The 17469-nt window shown below is 29.3% G+C and carries 16 protein-coding genes; 14 read left to right on the forward strand and 2 right to left on the reverse strand.

Translation table 11 applies throughout. The features are described 5' to 3' along the window. Positions 1-28: 28 nt before the first annotated feature. The 5 genes from G324_RS0102175 to G324_RS07625 all read left to right on the forward strand — a co-directional run bounded on the left by G324_RS0102175 (position 29) and on the right by G324_RS07625 (position 6182). Complete coding sequence (locus G324_RS0102175) at positions 29-241, forward strand: hypothetical protein (protein WP_025724765.1); 213 nt, start codon at positions 29-31, stop codon at positions 239-241. Between the two features lie 93 nt (positions 242-334). Beyond that, entirely contained in the window at positions 335-1030 is a 696-nt protein-coding gene (locus tag G324_RS0102180; protein WP_025724766.1) for a DsbA family oxidoreductase, read from the forward strand. A 142-nt stretch (positions 1031-1172) separates the two neighbouring features. After that, positions 1173-1811, forward strand: a complete 639-nt coding sequence (locus G324_RS0102185; protein ID WP_025724767.1) for an HAD family hydrolase — start codon at positions 1173-1175, stop codon at positions 1809-1811. A gap of 1 nt (position 1812) precedes the next feature. Beyond that, positions 1813-3951: an ABC transporter ATP-binding protein/permease gene (locus G324_RS07620; protein ID WP_162146821.1), complete on the forward strand. Its 2139-nt coding sequence runs from the start codon at positions 1813-1815 to the stop codon at positions 3949-3951. Next, positions 3948-6182 (forward strand): ABC transporter ATP-binding protein/permease, encoded by a 2235-nt coding sequence (locus tag G324_RS07625; RefSeq protein ID WP_025724769.1) that lies wholly within the window; start codon positions 3948-3950, stop codon positions 6180-6182. The genes G324_RS07620 and G324_RS07625 overlap by 4 nt, the downstream gene beginning before the upstream one ends. A gap of 66 nt (positions 6183-6248) precedes the next feature. Here G324_RS07625 and G324_RS0102200 read toward each other — a convergent pair whose 3' ends face one another. Further along, entirely contained in the window at positions 6249-6857 is a 609-nt protein-coding gene (locus G324_RS0102200) for a nitroreductase family protein (protein ID WP_025724770.1), read from the reverse strand. A gap of 84 nt (positions 6858-6941) precedes the next feature. Between G324_RS0102200 and G324_RS0102205 the strand changes: the two genes are divergently transcribed. Further along, positions 6942-7949 (forward strand): A/G-specific adenine glycosylase, encoded by a 1008-nt coding sequence (locus G324_RS0102205; RefSeq protein WP_025724771.1) that lies wholly within the window; start codon positions 6942-6944, stop codon positions 7947-7949. Here the strand turns inward: G324_RS0102205 and G324_RS0102210 are convergent. Then, a complete protein-coding gene (locus G324_RS0102210) occupies positions 7942-8433 on the reverse strand; it encodes a QueT transporter family protein (protein WP_025724772.1) in 492 nt (163 codons plus the stop codon). The two genes, G324_RS0102205 and G324_RS0102210, sit on opposite strands and share 8 nt — an antisense overlap. Before the next feature lie 109 nt (positions 8434-8542). On the opposite strand from G324_RS0102210, the gene tgt reads away from it, so the two are divergent. The 8 genes from tgt (at position 8543) to G324_RS0102250 (ending at position 17463) form a co-directional block, all read left to right on the forward strand. Beyond that, entirely contained in the window at positions 8543-9661 is a 1119-nt protein-coding gene (gene tgt, locus G324_RS0102215) for a tRNA guanosine(34) transglycosylase Tgt (protein ID WP_025724773.1), read from the forward strand. 55 nt (positions 9662-9716) lie between these two features. Continuing rightward, positions 9717-10853 carry a cell division protein FtsZ gene (ftsZ, locus tag G324_RS0102220; protein WP_025724774.1) on the forward strand — a complete coding sequence of 379 codons (1137 nt, stop codon included), beginning with the start codon at positions 9717-9719 and terminating at the stop codon, positions 10851-10853. Between the two features lie 48 nt (positions 10854-10901). Further along, positions 10902-11999: a redox-regulated ATPase YchF gene (gene ychF, locus G324_RS0102225; RefSeq protein WP_162146822.1), complete on the forward strand. Its 1098-nt coding sequence runs from the start codon at positions 10902-10904 to the stop codon at positions 11997-11999. Next, on the forward strand, positions 11996-12589 hold the full coding sequence (locus G324_RS0102230) for a YggS family pyridoxal phosphate-dependent enzyme (RefSeq protein WP_025724776.1): 594 nt from the start codon (positions 11996-11998) through the stop codon (positions 12587-12589). Before ychF ends, G324_RS0102230 begins: the two co-directional genes overlap by 4 nt. After that, entirely contained in the window at positions 12590-12916 is a 327-nt protein-coding gene (sepF, locus tag G324_RS0102235) for a cell division protein SepF (RefSeq protein ID WP_025724777.1), read from the forward strand. A 239-nt stretch (positions 12917-13155) separates the two neighbouring features. Continuing rightward, positions 13156-15846: an isoleucine--tRNA ligase gene (ileS, locus tag G324_RS0102240; protein ID WP_162146823.1), complete on the forward strand. Its 2691-nt coding sequence runs from the start codon at positions 13156-13158 to the stop codon at positions 15844-15846. Next, on the forward strand, positions 15843-16574 hold the full coding sequence (surE, locus tag G324_RS0102245) for a 5'/3'-nucleotidase SurE (protein WP_025724779.1): 732 nt from the start codon (positions 15843-15845) through the stop codon (positions 16572-16574). Before ileS ends, surE begins: the two co-directional genes overlap by 4 nt. Before the next feature lie 28 nt (positions 16575-16602). After that, positions 16603-17463 (forward strand): hypothetical protein, encoded by an 861-nt coding sequence (locus G324_RS0102250; protein WP_025724780.1) that lies wholly within the window; start codon positions 16603-16605, stop codon positions 17461-17463. Positions 17464-17469: the final 6 nt, after the last annotated feature.

Raw genomic sequence — 17469 nt, forward strand, 5'->3', positions numbered from 1 at the left:
AAATATAATAAAATATGGAGGTTTTATAATGAGAAGATTAATTGGACTTGTTGGTTTAGTAGTTTCAGGAGTCGTTTTTGCATCACTATTCTTAGGATCTTTTGATGCCTATATTAATGCATGGGAATCTAGTTCGGATTTATGGACGCAGGTTCAAGCGGTTGTTAATGTAATATGGAATACTGTTTATCAACCACTATTACTACTCATTGTAAGTTTGATTGCACTAGAAGGTAAATAATTTCACATAATCAGAAGTTACCCAAGCCTGGGTAACTTTTTATTTTATTGGACATGTTAAAATGAAATATATTAATGAAAGAAGGTATATAAGATGAAAATAGAAATATGGAGTGATTTTTCTTGTCCGTTTTGTTATATTGGTAAAGAAACTTTTGAAGAAGTTTTAAATGAATTTCCAAATAAGGATAAAATAGAAGTAGTTTATAAATCTTATCAATTAAATCCTGATGCTCCAATAAATACAAATCTCGATAGTTATACAATTTTTTCACAATTAAAGGGTATAAGTCTAAACCAAACAAAACAAATATTTATGCAAACAGTTGAGCGTGCAAAAACTATTGGACTAACATATAACTATGATGATATGAAAATGACTAATACATTTAAATCACATAGACTTGCAAAATGGGCAAGAACTTTTAATAAAGAAGGCGAAATAAGCAAATTATTGTTTGATGCATACTTTACAAAGGGTAAAAATTTAAATGATAATGATGTATTACTTAACATAGTAAAATCACTTCAATTAAATGAAGAGATTGCATTAAATGTATTAGAATCTAATTTATTTGAAGATGAAGTTAATAACGAAATTGATGAAGCAAGATCAATTGGAGTTACTGGTGTACCGTTTTTTGTTTTAGATAGAAAATATGCGGTATCTGGTGCACAGCCTAAAGAAGTATTTAAACAAGCACTCACTCAAAGTTTTAAAGAGCATCAACCATTTAAAACCTTTGGAAATAATGATGATTCATGTGGTCCTGAAGGCTGTGACATATAATTTAATAATCATTTTATGCGTATTTTAATTAATAAAATACGCTTTTTTTTATTATAAACCCCTATATTATTTAAAAATCAAAGATATAAATCACTCTATGTTATAATCAATTTGAAATGAATGATAAAATAGAGGATGCTAAATGAAAAAAACAATAATTTTTGACTTAGATGGTACGTTACTAAATACGTTAGATGATATTACTAATTGTGTTAACTACACACTAAATAAGCTTAATTTAAAACCTGTTGATACGCTTGAAGTAAGAGGCTTCCTAGGTAATGGGGCTAAAGTTTTAATACAAAAATCACTCAAAAAAAATGCGCACCTAATTGTTGAAGCACTAGATATATACCTACCTTATTTGGAAAAAAATAGTATGATACTTACAAAACCATATCCAAATATACTTAATATATTAAACAAATTAAAAGAAAAATATAATTTAGCAGTTGTATCAAATAAACATCAAAATGGTGTAGATAAAGTGATTAATCACTATTTTCCAAACATATTTGATTTAGTAATTGGTGAAAGAGATAACTTGCCAAAAAAACCAGATCCCAAACCACTTTTATATGCTGTTGAAAAACTAGAATCAACAATTGAAAAATCAATTTTTATTGGGGACTCAGAAGTTGACTTGCAAACTGCAAATAACGCTAAAATGGACGTTATTGGTGTTACTTGGGGATTTAGAGATAAGAATGTATTAATGAATTATAATCCGAAGTATTTAATAGATGATCCACTTAAAATACTTGAAATCTTGGGGGAATAATATGCCACTAATTAAACTAGATAATATTAGTAAATTTTATAAATCAGGTGAAGGTGTTTCAGTTGGTATGCAAAAAGTATCTCTGGAGTTTAATTATGGAGAGTTTATTGCAATTACTGGTGAATCAGGAAGTGGTAAGTCAACACTTTTAAACGTCATATCAGGATTAGATACTTATGAAGATGGTGAACTTTATATTAACGATGAAGAAACATCGCATTTTATTGTTAAGGATTGGGAAAATTATCGTTCTAAGTATATAGGTTTTATATTTCAATCATACAATATTATTGATTCATATACTGTTTATGAAAATGTAATGCTTGCTTTAGAAGTTCAAAACTACCCAAGAAAATTAAGAAAAAAACGTGCATTAGAACTTATAGAAAAAGTTGGATTACTTAGCCATAAAAACCATAAAGCTTCTAAATTAAGTGGTGGTCAAAAACAAAGAACAGTCATTGCAAGAGCACTTGCTAAGGATTGCCCGATTATTGTTGCTGATGAACCTACAGGTAATTTAGATAGTGAATCAAGTAAACAAGTAATTAATTTATTGCGTGAAATATCTAAAGATAAACTAGTGATCATCGTAACACATGATTATGATCAAGTAAAAGACATTGCAACAAGAAAAATTAAGATGCATGATGGTCAAATTGTTGAAGATAAATTAATTAAAGAAACAAGGTTAGTAGATAAAAAAATAGAACCCAAAATAGAGCCAATGACACTTCCTACAGTCATGAAGTTTGCATTAAGAAATCTATTATCAAAACCTAAATTACTCATCTTTTTTACAGCCTTACAAGTTATGATTATCTTAGTATTCACAATTACTTATAGTAATGTCATGCACTCTGCAAGAAATATCAATATAGGTTTTGATTTGGGTTTATCATTCTCACAACCATATTATGATTTTAATAAAAATTATATGTCAGATAATCGAATGAACATCTTAAGAAAAGATGGTAAAGACTTTACCACTGCTGATTATGAATATTTATCTAATCTAAATGGTGGTGACCATTACATATACAAAGATGTTATCTCTATTGATAGTGAAATTGTATATAATATAAGCTATGAGTCAAATGGAAGATATTATTATCCCTCAGGCATAAAATTTGATACCTCATATCATATAGAACATAATCCACAATTTTTAATTGATGGATCATTTAACATAGAAAATATGAATCAAGTTATTGTTTCTAATGCTTTTGATATTCAAGTTGGAGAGCATGTAAGTATGTACCATCAAGCTTATGTAACAATGGTTTTTGATTCAATTCATGAAGGAAATTATATATATACTATAACGGGAAACAATAAAGAATATTTTGATTCTTATACTTATGATGTATATTTTTTAGATGAAAGTGTCTTTACTATTCCAAACTACTTCGATGGTACAATTGATCTTACAAATTTTATAGCAACTGATAAATTACCAATGATTGACTATGTTAAAATCACCACCACTGAATGGAAAGGTGAAGATAGACTTTATGAAGTAGTTGGCATTTATAATGATGCAAATAGGAATGTTATTTATTTTTCTCATGATGACTTAATACCTACAACAAGTAGTTCAAATACATTCTCCCTTTCTGCAAGTAACAATGTGACAGCTAAAAGACTATTTAATTCAATTGATAAATCAGAGTATAGAGTGATTTTTCCAAATGAAGAAGCTGATATAGTCAAAAAGATACTTGCACCATTATACTTTTTATTCTCATTATTGTTTTATTCATTCATTTATTTATTTGCATTATTCTTATACTTTATATTATATTCTGTCATGAAAAATGTAATGAATTCAAGAAAAAAAGACTTTGCAATATTTAGATCAATTGGGACAAATGAAGGTAAATTAGGGCTGCTTGTCATATTCGAACAACTATATATGGTATTAATTGCATTTATAATAGCAATGATCACTTTAAATATTATAAGTTATTATGATTATTCTATGAATGTTATCCTAGAACAAATAACAATTATTGATTATATTGTCTTATTACTTACTTTTACATACCTTTCATTCTGGTTAGCAAGAAGATTTAATAAAAAGACATTTAGAATATCAATTATTGAAAATCTTACTGAAAGTAGAGAAGAAACTATATGATAAAGGTAAGAAATTTAGATAAACATTTTAATCGCGGAAAGAAAAATAGCATTCATGTTCTAAATGATGTTTCCTTAACTTTTCCGGAAAAAGGACTAGTTGTTTTACTTGGACCTTCAGGATCAGGTAAAACTACACTACTAAATGTAATTGGTGGACTAGATAAAGTCCAAAAAGGTGAGATGGAAGTCTTTAATCATCATATCAAACATTACAACTCACAATTTTGGGATAAAATTAGAACAGAAGAAATTGGTTATATTTTTCAAAACTATTATCTACAACCCAATTTAAATGTTTTTGATAATATTGCATTTGTTTTAAAAATGCTTGGTATTTATGATAAAGAAGAAATTAAAAAACGTGTTGATTACATATTAAAGCAAGTAGGTATGTACAGATTTAGAAAGAAATTGAGTACACAATTATCAGGTGGACAACAACAAAGAGTAGCAATTGCAAGAGCGTTAGTTAAAAATCCTAAAGTAATTATTGCTGATGAACCAACAGGAAACCTTGATAGTAAAAATACTTTAGAAATCATGAATATTATTAAATCGATTTCATTAAATAAACTGGTTGTACTCGTTACACATGAAAAAGAAATTGCTCAATTCTATGGTGATAGAATCATTGAATTAAAAGATGGAAAAATCATAAACGATACCACAAATCAAAGTAATAATGATCACGATTTTACAAATGATAACATTATTTACTTAAAAGATTTAAAAAACATTTCAAATTATAAAGATAATCAACTTAGTACATCACTATACTCAGATTCAAATGAAGAAACAAAAACAGAAGTACGCTTAATAATTAAAAATAGAACACTCTATCTTGATATCAACTCTGATATTGACAAGATACAACTTATTAATAATGACTCACATTTAAAAGTTCTAGATGAACATTTTACTAAAAAAACAAGAAAAGAAATGCTTGAAACTACATTTGATGATACCGTACTTGATCATAATAATGTAAATAAGAAAAAGCGATTAACAATTAGTATTAAAAACAGTTTTTGGATAGCTTTTAAAAGACTACTTAACTTTGGTAGAAAAGGTAAGTTAATGATGGTTATATTTGCATTAAGTGGTATGCTTGTTGCATTTTCTACAATAAATATATACTCTATTTTAAGACGTGATTACCATGACATGCTAGTTATCGATGAAAGATATATTGAGGTTAAAAAAGACGAATTTTATTCAACAAATGGGTCAACAAATGGTATATTAGCACAACTAGATAACTTTAATGAACCATATAAAATAGCCTCAAACAGAAATCTTAATAATGCTGTTGGTATTTATTTAGGTAATGGCTACTATAAAGAATTACCTTCTTCAATTAGAATTGAATATGCAGAACAATTAACACTCAATGACTTATACTATGGAACTTTACCTGTAAATGATGATGAAATTGTTATAAGTTATGGCATTTATAGTCAAAATTCATTTCAAGATATGAATTATCAAGAAATCGGAATATGGAGTGCAAAAGATTTTATAGGTGAAAAGATTAGCTATATGAATGATTCATTAGCTATCCTAAAAAACTATAAAATTGTAGGTATTTCTAAAGTAAATTATTTAAGTATTTATACGAATAGTTATAATGAAGCTCTAGACTTAATTGATAGAAACATTAGTTTAACAGAAGAACAGATTGAACCTTACATAATAAATTCTAATACACAATCCGTATTTATATTTACAATAAATAATCATAAATTGTTTAATAGTCTAAAAACAACCGGCTATGATGTAGTATTAACTTCTCAAAATGCAATTGATACGAATAATATGCTCATTGCTCAAGATCTTGCCTCTAATATGTTTATGTCTATTTTCTTAATAGGTGGTGGATTATTAGCATTTTTCTTCGTGATGCGTTCAAGTATGATATCTAGGATCTATGAGATTTCTGTTTATAGGGCACTAGGTGTTAGAAAATATGAAATATATAGTTCCTTTAGTGTAGAAATAGTATTATTAACTTTTGTTTCTTCATTTGTTGGATTTATTTTTATGACTATCATTTTAGGATCTATTTCTAATTCACCTTTAGGTTCATTTTTAAAGTATCAAATTGATTTTATAGTCATTATACTAGGCACCTTATTCTTATTTGCCTCAAATCTAGTTATTGGTTTACTACCAATGGGATTATTACTTAGAAAAACACCGGCTCAAATTATTAGTTCTTACGACATATAATAAAAAAACACTCATTCATACATGAAAATGTATTTTGAGTGTTTTTATTTTATATAAATTATTTAGTTAATCAATAAACTTTGTGACTTCATCAGCACGTAATCTAATGGAGTCATAACCACTTTCATCAGCCTTACCAATAGAAATTATAAGTACTGGAACATAACGTTTATCAATATTTAAGGCATCATTGATACTTTTTTTATCAAATCCACCAATTGCACATGTATCATAACCATACATTCTAGCAACAAGCATTAAATTCATAGAAAATAATCCCGCATCTAGATTAAGTGAATTTAAAAATGCAGTATCATTAGGATCAGCATTAACATTTTTAAAACTCTCTAAGTTTCTAGTTCTGACTTCATGTGGCATTTTTCCAAGTTCTACTGAACGATCAAAAATTATGTGTGCTTCCTCATATTTTTTTGTATCTGCTGTCACTAAAATTAACTGAGATGCTGTATCTAACTGAAGTTGATTGCCAAATAGAGTTGGTCTTAATTTTTCTTTTGCTGATTGGCTTTCAATAACAAAAAGTCTTACAGGTTGTAGATTACGACTAGAAGGTGCACGTAAAGCGTCATTTAATATTTCATCTAATTGATTTCTAGATATTTTATAATCAGTGTAACGTCTAATTGAGCGTCTACCTAAAATAGTATCTTTCATTTTATATAAGTTATCCTTTCATACAAATCATATTGTAGCATCAATAAAAATTAATTTGATAAAATAGACTTTAGGTGATTAATTATGGAATATTTACGACTTTTTAATTGGTATTATGATAATAAAAGGGATTTGCCCTTTAGAAAAACAAACGACCCCTATCATATATGGGTATCAGAAATAATGCTTCAACAAACACAAGTGGATACAATGTTACCTTTCTATGAAAGGTTTTTAAGAATTTTTCCAACTATAGAATCACTTGCTCATGCAAATATAGAAGAAGTTTTAAGAGTTGTTCAAGGTATTGGCTATTATAAACGCTTTAGAATGCTTCATAAGGGTGCTCAATATGTTATTAATAATCATTATGGCAAACTTCCAGATGAGTATCAAGCAATTATTAAAATTCCAGGAATTGGACCATATACAGCCGGAGCAATTTTAAGTATTGCTTTTAATAAACCATTCGCTGCAACAGATGGCAATGTGATTAGAGTACTATCCAGAAAATATCAAATAGATGATGACTTTAGAGTAAATAAAAACAAGATTAAACTAGACAAGTTTAACCAATCATTAATTGAGCAATCTAATGATCCTTACACATATACACAAAGCATGATGGAACTAGGTGCAATGGTTTGTAAACCTCAAAACCCACTATGTAAAACATGTCCATTTGGAAATGTATGTTTAGCAAATCTAAACAATGTTTGGAAAGACTATCCTAAAATGAGTAAACTTAAAGAAAAAAAAGAAATCCATTATTTTGCATTTATCATTAAATCAAAAGACGGATTTCTAATGAGAAAAAGAACAGAAGATCTTTTACACGGATTCTATGAATTTATACAAGTAGAGGCAGATAGTTTAAATGGTGCTTTAAATCAACTGTATGATATTGGCCTAGACATTCAAATCGAAGAAGAATTAAATCCAGTTAAACATATCTTTACTCATCTTGTGTGGCATATAAAACTTTATAGAGCTTTTTTAACTAATAAAACAGATTTATTTGAACGTGTATCCGATTTTAAAACGGTACCAGTGTCTACGGTTGTTAAGAAACAAATTGTTCAAATTAAGTAATATATGGGTGTAAAACACTTGTCTTATCAAGAGATAATTTAAATGGTATACCAAATAATGCTACAACAACTAGTTCACCTAGTAGAATTGTTAAGAAATTAAACCAATAAACATTAAATGTATCAAAATGATAAGATATTTCAAATGAAATAACAAACCCATTGATAATTCCAGGTATTAGAAGTAGTGCTAATAACCATTGTTTTCTAAATGTATATAACAATATACATGTAATTAATGTAGCAAGTGAACCATAAAGGGCATCAATTAATCCAAAGGCACCAAAATAATTGGCTAAGAACGTACCGAAAACAATTCCAATGGTATGTTTTTTATTAAAGAAAACCAAGACCAATAATATTTCAGCAACTCTAAATTGAATGGCTTCAAAACTCATAAAATAAAATACAAAGACTAATACAACATAAATAGCTGCAATAGTCACTTGTATGACTAAATCACGTAACGTTAAACTATTTTTCATTTTTAAACTCCTTGTTTTGTTAAAGCGGGTATTTTCCTAGGCTACCGCTTGTTTTACGTTTCTAATTTTACCATTTTATGGTATAATTTCAACCACGGAAGGTGGTTTTATATTGATTAGATATGAAGTCTTACATGTTTGTAAGCAAAGTGGTGCAAGATTAGGTAAATTAACCACACCACATGGTGTCTTTGAAACACCGATTTTTATGCCTGTAGGTACACTTGCTACCGTAAAAACACTATCAGTTGAAGAAATTAAAGAAGTTTCTGAAGGATTAATTCTGGCTAATACATATCACTTATGGCAACAACCAGGTGAAGATATTGTAAAAGATCATGGTGGTATTCGTGGATTTATGAATTGGGATGGAGCACTATTAACTGATTCAGGTGGATTTCAAGTCTTTTCTCTAGCTAAACTTCGAGATATTAAAGAAGAGGGTGTTTATTTTAAACATCATAAATCAGGTGCACCACTATTTTTAAGTCCTGAAGATGCTATAAGAATACAAGAAGACTTAGGCGCTGATATTATTATGTCTTTTGATGAATGTCCACCACCATATGAAAGTTATGAATATATGAAAAGTTCAGTAGAACGTACAATTAGATGGGCAAAAAGAGGTAAAGAGGCACTTAAAACTGACCAAGCACTTTTTGGAATTGTCCAAGGCGGACTAAATAAGGAATTAAGAACTTATTGTGCAAAAGCTTTAATTGACCTAGATTTTCCAGGGTATTCAATTGGAGGCTTATCTGTCGGTGAAACTAAAGCAGAAATGTATACCATGACAAAACATTTAAATCCAATATTACCTTTTGATAAACCTAGATATTTAATGGGCGTTGGCGCACCGGAAGATTTACTTGAAAATGTTATAAACGGAATTGATATGTTTGACTGCGTATTACCTACAAGAAATGCAAGACATGCAACTGCACTAACAACAAACGGAAAAATCACAATTAAAAACAAGAAATATGAAAAAGATATGACACCGCTTGATCCTAATTTAAATACAAATGTATCAAAATATACAAAAAGTTATATTAGACATTTATTTAAAGCAGAAGAACAACTCGGTCAAAGACTTGTAACTATCCAAAATCTAGCCTATTTAAAAGATTTAATGAAGGATATTAGACAAGCTATTAAAGAAGATAGACTACTTGATTTTAAAAAAGAATTTTACGAAAAAACGAATTATCCGAAAGTAGATTATTAAAGGCTTTATTTTTTAGTGAAAATAGATTACAATTAGTATGAATAGGAGTGATATCATGGTTTTTGGATTTTCAGAAGAATTTAATCAAAAGCCCGTTATCAAAGTCATTGGCGTCGGTGGAGGCGGAAACTCAGCTATTAACCGTATGATCCAAAATGATGTTAAAGGGGTTTCCTATGTTGCAATGAATACAGATGCTCAGGTATTAAAGGTTTCAAAAGCTGATGAGCGTATTCAACTTGGGAAAAGATTAACACGTGGCCTGGGTGCAGGAGCTAAGCCAGAAGTCGGAAGACAGGCAGCACTTGAATCAGAAGAAGAAATTAGAGAAGTATTATCTAATGCTGATATGGTTTTTATTACAGCAGGTATGGGTGGTGGCACAGGAACAGGAGCTGCACCAATAGTTGCTAAAATTGCAAAAGAAATGGGAGTTTTAACAATTGGTATAGTTACAAAACCTTTTGTTTTTGAAGGAAAACTTCGTATGAGTTATGCAATTGAAGGATTAGAGGCTCTAAAACCAAATGTAGATACTTTAATTGTCATTCCAAATGAGAGGTTATTTTCGATTGCTGATCATAAAATGCAACTTTTAGATGCTTTTAGAGAGTCAGATAAAATTCTACGTCAAGGTGTACAAGGTATTGCTGAAATCATTGCTGTACCAGGAATGATTAATGTTGACTTTGCTGATGTGAGAACTGTAATGGAAAACAAAGGTACGGCACTCATGGGTATTGGTATGGCATCTGGTGAAAACAGAGCAATTGAAGCTTCAAGAAAAGCAATTCATTCAAAACTTTTAGAAGTATCAATTGATGGTGCAACAGATGCAATTGTAAATATATCAAGTGGGTCAGAAGTGACTTTATTTGAAATAGAAGCTGCATTAACAGAAATTAGAAATGCAACAGAATCAGACTTAAATGTCATATATGGCCATACTGTAAATGATGATTTAGGTGATGAAATGATTGTTACAATTGTAGCAACTGGCTATGAATTACGTGCAAAAGAAACTGAAGTTGAGCATTTAGCAACGCAAATATTTAAAAAAACTGGATCTGAGCAAGTAAGAATTACTAAAACAGGTTTAGAAACACTTAAAGATAAAAATGAAGAATCAGAAGAACCTGTCAAATCAGAAAAAAAGAAACACAATATACCTGATTGGCTAACTCGTAAATAATTATATAAAAAGGCGATTACGCCTTTTTTATCGAAAGAAGGAATTAAAATGTTAAGTATTGGAATTGTAGGTTTACCAAATGTTGGTAAATCAACGTTATTTAATGCAATTACAAAATCTCAAGTTGTTGCAGCAAACTATCCATTTGCTACAATTGATCCAAATATTGGTGTAGTGCATGTAAAAGATGATAGGTTAGACAAATTAGCCTCAATTTATAAATCTGGTAAAATTATACCTACAACAATTGAATTTATTGATATTGCAGGATTAGTTAAAGGTGCTTCAGCTGGTGAGGGATTAGGAAATCAATTTTTAAGTCATATTCGCCAAGTTGATGCTGTTGCTCATGTAATTCGCTGTTTTGAAGATGATAATATTACACACGTTGAAGGAAAAGTAAATCCGTTACGTGATTTAGAAATTATTGAAATGGAATTAAGACTATCAGATTTAGAATCGATAGAAAAAAGACTATCTAGGCTTGAAAAACAAGTAAAGGTAAAAATCAAAGAAGCAATTGTTGAACAATCAGCACTACTAAAGGTAAAAGAAATGATTGAAACTGATGGTAATGCAAAAGATTTGATTTTTACTGATGAAGAAGAAAAAGTAATAAAAAGTTTTAATCTCTTAAGTTTAAAACCAAATCTTTATATTGCAAACCTTTCAGAAAATGATTTGCATAATCCTTTAGATAATCCCCATTATATAACACTAAAAGAAAAAGCAGAAAAAGAAGGTATTGAAATCATTCCAATTTCTGCACAAGTAGAATATGAAATATCTACACTTGATAAGGAAGAACAAGATATTTTTATGGAAAGCTATGGTTTAACACAATCTGGCTTAGATACTGTAATACAAAGTGGGTATAGACTACTTGGATTAAAAACCTACTTTACTTGTGGACCAATGGAAGCACGTGCATGGACCTTTAAAAATGGTACAAAAGCTCCTGAGGCTGCAGGAATTATACATACTGACTTTGAACGAGGATTTATTAAAGCAGAAGTTTTATCTTATAATGATTTAATTGATAGTGGCACACCACTTTTAGCTAAAGAAAAAGGTAAAGTTCGATTAGAAGGTAAGGAATATGTTGTTGAAGATGGCGACATTATTCTATTTAGATTTAATGTATGAGTTTTCTAGATTATCTAGATAAAACAGTGGTGGCTTCCAAATATTTTTCTACAGATGAGATGGAAAAAATATATAATTTAGGAGCCAGACATTTTGGTGAAAATTACGTTACAGGTTTATTAACAAAAAAAGAAAAATTAAAAGATCATAAAGATATAAAATGGCATTTAATTGGACATCTTCAAACCAATAAAGTAAAAAACATAATAAATGAAATTGATTATCTACATACACTTGATAGAGAAAAACTAGCTATTTTCATCCAAAAATATAGAAATACACCACTTGATTGTCTAATTCAAGTTAATTTAGAAGAAAACCCACAAAAAGAAGGCATATTTTTGAAAGATTTGCCTGAATTTGTACGAACTATAAAAAAATATGATAAAATTAATTTAATCGGGTTTATGACAATTGGTGCAATTGATGACGATAAAAAAACAGATATTATTTTTAAGACCTTAAATGAATTAAAAAATAATTATCATCTTCAAGTAACATCAATGGGTATGAGCGGTGATTATCAAATTGCTTTAAAATATAATAGTGATTTCCTAAGAATTGGATCATTATTTAAAGGAGTAATATAGATGGCCTTTTTTAGAAAAAAGAAAAAAGATAAAGATTTAGTTGAAATTAATACTGCAGACCGCATTATTATGGAACAATTAAAAAATGATGATGATGAATATATTACGGCACTTGCTAAACAGATGATCAATGGTGCGCCGCTTATATTAAATTTTGAGGCATTACATATTGATAGAGCAAATAAGGCGATTGCATTTATTTCAGGTGTTGTTTATGCAATTGATGGACACATTGTTGAGATTAATGAAACAACTTATTTGTTTGGTAATCAAAAACTCTATGATGATGGCACAGTAGAAACCTGGTTAAAAGCAAATCTAAACTAAATATTGCTATGATTAGAACATAGTAACTTTGTAAAGGTTAAAAGCGAGTAAGGGATGGTGTAAGCCTTATTAACAAACACAAATGTTATGATCAACTATGAGCAAAATATAAAAAACTATAAGTGCGTAATTTTTTTAAATTTACGAACTAAGGTGGTACCGCGAATATTTAACATTCGTCCTTAGATTAATTTTTAAGGACGTTTTTTTATTAAAAACCTGACAGGAAGGAAATATATATGGATTATAAAGACACATTACTCATGCCTAAAACTGACTTTGAAATGAGAGGTAAACTCGGAGAAAGAGAACCACTTATTCAAAAAAGATGGGAAGAAATTAAATTATACGAACAAGTATTAAATAAAAATAAGGATAATGAACCTTTTGTATTACATGATGGCCCACCTTATGCAAACAATAATATACATATTGGCCATGCATTCCAAAAGACATTAAAAGATTTTGTTTTAAGATATCAAACAATGATGGGAAAATACACCCCTTATGTACCAGGTTGGGATACACACGGACTACCAATTGAGAATGAAGTTACTAAATCAGGGGTTGATAGAAAAGCACTAACACGTGCTGAATTTAGAAAAATATGCCGTGAATACGCACTTAAACAAGTTGAAGTACAAAAAAACCAATTTAAACGTATTGGTATTTTAGGTGATTGGGATAATCCTTATTTAACTTTGGATAAATCTTATATTGCAGACCAAGTTAAAGTCTTTGCTGGTATGGTTGAAAAAGGTATTATCTATAAGGGATTAAAACCAATTTATTGGTCTCCATCTTCAGAATCAGCATTTGCTGAGGCTGAAATTGAGTATATGGATAAACAATCAAAGTCAGTCTTTGTAGGTTTTGATTTATTAGATAATAAATATCCAAATACACGACTCATAATATGGACTACAACCCCATGGACATTACCTGCTAACTTAGCTGTATCCGTTCACCCTAGATTTGACTACGTATGGTTTAAGGTTGGTGAAAAAAATTATATCGTAGTAAAATCATTACTTGAAAAAGTAACTACAAAACTAAATTTTGGAAATGTTGAAATACTTGATACCTTCAAAGGTGAAACACTTGAAAATATGATATACCAACATCCGTTTTTTGATCGTAAGGGACCAATTATTTTAGGTGAACATGTAACTGATGAAGATGGTACAGGACTTGTACATACTGCACCAGGACATGGTGAAGATGACTATTTTGTAGGTAAAAAATATAATTTAGAACTATTATCACCAGTTGATGAAAAAGGTCATATGACAAGTGAAGCTTTTCAATATGAAGGACTATTTTATGAAAAAGCAAATCTTCAAATTGTTGAGGATTTAAAAACAAGTGGTCACTTACTTTTTGAAGAAACAATTACGCATTCATACCCACATGACTGGCGTACTAAAAAACCTGTAATATTTAGGTCTACACCTCAATGGTTTGCAAGTATCTCAATGATTAAAGATAATCTACTTGATGCTGTAAAAGGTGTTAAATGGCATACATCATGGGGTGAACTTAGATTAACTAATATGTTAAAAGATAGAGATGACTGGGTCATTTCTCGTCAACGTGTATGGGGGGTACCAATTCCTATATTTTATGATGCTGATGGAAATCCAATTTTAGATAAAAAATTAATTGATCATGTTGCTAATATTTTTGAAGAACATGGCTCTGATGCTTGGTATGAATGGGATGTAAAAGATTTATTACCAAATGACTATCCTTATGATGAAAAAATGAGTAAAGAAGTAGATACTATGGATGTTTGGTTTGACTCAGGAACATCTTATTCAATATTAAAACGTCGTGGTCTTAGTTTCCCTGCTGACCTTTATTTAGAAGGTTCAGATCAATATAGAGGTTGGTTTAACTCAAGCCTTACAACATCAGTAGCTGTAGATAATATATCGCCATATAAAGAAATAGTTTCACATGGCTTCGTATTAGATGGTAAGGGAAGAAAAATGTCCAAATCACTTGGTAATGTTATTGATCCACTTGTACTAATGAAGGAACAAGGTGCAGATGTTTTAAGATTATGGGTAGCTTCAGTTGACTATGAATCCGATGTACGTATTTCCAATGAAATGATGAAACAAGTTTCGGAAAGTTACAGAAAAATTAGAAATACCTTTAGATTTATGCTTGGTGTTTTAGATGGATTTAATCCATCAAATGACTATATTGGATGGTCAATGCGTGGTCAATTAAATCGTGTTATGACAGATAAATATTACGAATTAGCAACTAAAGTTAATAAAAGTTATGAAAATTATAAATTTTTAGAAGTAACTCGTGAAATCATACCTTTTGTAGTTAATGACTTATCAGCATTTTACTTAGATTATACAAAAGATAGTCTATATTGTGATTCGGATAATGATTTTGAAAGACGTGCAATTCAATCAACAATTTATGATATCTTATTGGGATTACTAAAACTTTTAACACCTATAATTCCTCATACTACATCAGAAGCATACCAAAGTTTACAATATAAAAATTATGATGATGTATATTTGGAAAAAATGCCTTTAGGTGGTAAACTAAAAGAACCTAAACTACAATCTAATTTTGATCATTTCGATAAATTACGTACGAATGTATTAAAACATCTTGAACTTGCTCGTGATGCCAAGTTAATAGGTAAATCATTAGAAGCGCATCTAGAAATTAAAGTTGACCAAGTAACTTTTGATGCATTAGAATATCTAGATATATTAGATAAACTTGATAAAGTATTAATTGTATCAAGTGTTCATGTAACATTATCAGATAAAAATGAAGTAAATGTAACTAAAGCAGATGGTCATGTTTGTGCAAGATGTTGGAATATTGTAAAAGAAGTAAACTCAAACGATGTATGTAGTCGTTGTCAAAAAGTTCTGGAGGGTCTTAAATGAATATATTAATTGTGAATGATGATGGCATTGATGCAAATGGTCTTCATATACTTACCAAAGCTGCAAGTCATTTTGGAAATGTATTTGTAAGTGCACCAAAAGTGCAACAAAGTGCTAAATCAGCAGCAATTACATACTATGGAACCATCGAAATTGAAGAAATAGAACCATTATTTGGCAGCATTCGAACAATTGTAGTCGATGGATCACCGGTTGATTGTGTCAGAGCTGGCGTCAAAGTATTTGAAACGGAATTTGATTTGGTATTATCAGGAATTAACCATGGAGTTAATTTAGCAACTGACATACAATATTCCGGAACTGTTGCTGCAGCGTTTGAAGCATCAATCATGGGATATCATGCAATCGCTTTTTCTGCATCAAATATCAATTTACCGTATATATATGATGAAACAGCAAAATTACTTGATGAAATCATTGAAAACGAAGTTTACAATGATACAGATATTTTAAATATTAATTTTCCCCATCAATCATTTAAAAAGGTTATTGGCACACGAATTACAACGATGGGAAATAGAATTCAACATTCTGAATATATTAAAACGGATAAACCTAATATCTACCGAATTATAGGTTCAAATATCATCTTTCAAGAAAATGAAGATAGTGATATGAATGCACATAATTCGGGATATGTTAGTATCACACCACTTAGATTTAATCGTACAGATGAATCAAAAATAACAAAACTTTTTAAAGAGTAAATAATAAATCCAGATAGGGGGATTTAAGTTGAGCAATTTCTATATACATTTTTTTAAAGAAAAAAACAGAAGTTTAGACATGGTTGAGGTAATAGATTTTTTTGAAAGCCTAGAAGGATTTGAAATAGAAATGGATGAAAAGTCAGTTAGATTTATCTATACACATCCTAAACTTGGATACCCATGTGCTTTCTATATTACGCCAAAATCTAAAGTACCAAATATACAACGTTTAAGCCCGCAATATCTGGAGGTTAATTTTCATCTAGAATTACCAATACTTAGTCCAAACTATTTTGTTAAATCAATCATTCAATTAGTAAAGAAAATATGTGATCGATTTAATTTCTATGTTCTATCTGAGATGTTTGAAGATGTATTAGTTTTCAATGCTGAAAGAATATTTAGAGTTTATAGAATGGTCAAAAAAGCTTACCTAGAAAAATATCCAGAAAAAGAAAATGACTATCAATTCATAAAAGAAGATAAACTATCTGATATTTTAAGATACATTGATGAAAAAGATGGTTTACAAAGATATTATGATGATTTAAATACTTTGGTACCTAAATATTACTTCTTAAAAGATGAACAAAATATCTCATATATTGCTACAGAATGGAAAGAACATGATACAATTGTATTCCCACCGCATTTAGATTATATTTTGTTTCATGGAGAACAAGGCATTGTTAAAGTAATAGATTATAAACTTTTTTTAAACAAGTTTGGTAAATATTTACTTGATGTGCCAGGTTTCTTACAAGATACAAAAGTAATTCCACCAAAACTAAGCAAAAAATTAAATCGTAAAGTTAAAAAATATAAATGGGAACCTGTATCAAAAAACTTTACTAAACAAAATCTACATGTATTAATGGATATTTAAAAATAG

The sequence above is a fragment of the Acholeplasma granularum ATCC 19168 genome, from assembly GCF_000526235.1.
GTDB classification, from domain to species: domain Bacteria; phylum Bacillota_I; class Bacilli_A; order Acholeplasmatales; family Acholeplasmataceae; genus Acholeplasma; species Acholeplasma granularum.

Coding starts and splice junctions, on each gene's coding strand:
- G324_RS0102185 (WP_025724767.1), top strand. CDS start 1,173: ATGAAAAAAACAATAATTTTTGACTTAGATGGTACGTTACTAAATACG.
- G324_RS0102205 (WP_025724771.1), top strand. CDS start 6,942: ATGGAATATTTACGACTTTTTAATTGGTATTATGATAATAAAAGGGAT.
- G324_RS0102180 (WP_025724766.1), top strand. CDS start 335: ATGAAAATAGAAATATGGAGTGATTTTTCTTGTCCGTTTTGTTATATT.
- ftsZ (WP_025724774.1), top strand. CDS start 9,717: ATGGTTTTTGGATTTTCAGAAGAATTTAATCAAAAGCCCGTTATCAAA.
- surE (WP_025724779.1), top strand. CDS start 15,843: ATGAATATATTAATTGTGAATGATGATGGCATTGATGCAAATGGTCTT.
- sepF (WP_025724777.1), top strand. CDS start 12,590: ATGGCCTTTTTTAGAAAAAAGAAAAAAGATAAAGATTTAGTTGAAATT.
- G324_RS0102210 (WP_025724772.1), bottom strand. CDS start 8,433: ATGAAAAATAGTTTAACGTTACGTGATTTAGTCATACAAGTGACTATT.
- G324_RS0102175 (WP_025724765.1), top strand. CDS start 29: ATGAGAAGATTAATTGGACTTGTTGGTTTAGTAGTTTCAGGAGTCGTT.
- G324_RS0102200 (WP_025724770.1), bottom strand. CDS start 6,857: ATGAAAGATACTATTTTAGGTAGACGCTCAATTAGACGTTACACTGAT.
- G324_RS07620 (WP_162146821.1), top strand. CDS start 1,813: ATGCCACTAATTAAACTAGATAATATTAGTAAATTTTATAAATCAGGT.
- G324_RS0102230 (WP_025724776.1), top strand. CDS start 11,996: ATGAGTTTTCTAGATTATCTAGATAAAACAGTGGTGGCTTCCAAATAT.
- ychF (WP_162146822.1), top strand. CDS start 10,902: ATGTTAAGTATTGGAATTGTAGGTTTACCAAATGTTGGTAAATCAACG.
- ileS (WP_162146823.1), top strand. CDS start 13,156: ATGGATTATAAAGACACATTACTCATGCCTAAAACTGACTTTGAAATG.
- G324_RS07625 (WP_025724769.1), top strand. CDS start 3,948: ATGATAAAGGTAAGAAATTTAGATAAACATTTTAATCGCGGAAAGAAA.